General features: G+C 34.5%; 1 rRNA gene. It reads right to left on the bottom strand.

Going from position 1 to position 287, the window contains the following annotated elements:
• Nucleotides 1-179: 179 nt before the first annotated feature.
• Nucleotides 180-287 (bottom strand): 23S ribosomal RNA (locus tag ACHRV3_RS23015); the annotation flags it as partial.

Raw genomic sequence — 287 nt, 5'->3', positions numbered from 1 at the left:
AGAGGTGAGCCCCGCCGCAATAACCACCTTAAGGTCGTTGTTACTTGAGGTAACGTACAATTAATTAAAAATTTATAATTAATAATTAAATAATTGCAACAATATCTTAACATACTGAGATAAAGAAAGTATTTATTTTAGAAAGTTTCTTCCCCACACCAAAGTGTGGGGAAAAGGGTGTACATAAGCTTACGGATTATTAGTACTACTCGACTATGACATTACTGCCTTTACATCTATAGCCTATCAACGTGGTCATCTTCCACGATCCTTAAAAGAAATCTCAT

Source organism: Flavobacterium sp. FlaQc-49, from assembly GCF_044005985.1.
Taxonomy (GTDB): Bacteria; Bacteroidota; Bacteroidia; order Flavobacteriales; family Flavobacteriaceae; genus Flavobacterium; species Flavobacterium cupriresistens.
This window is presented reverse-complemented; position numbering and strand designations above follow the sequence as displayed.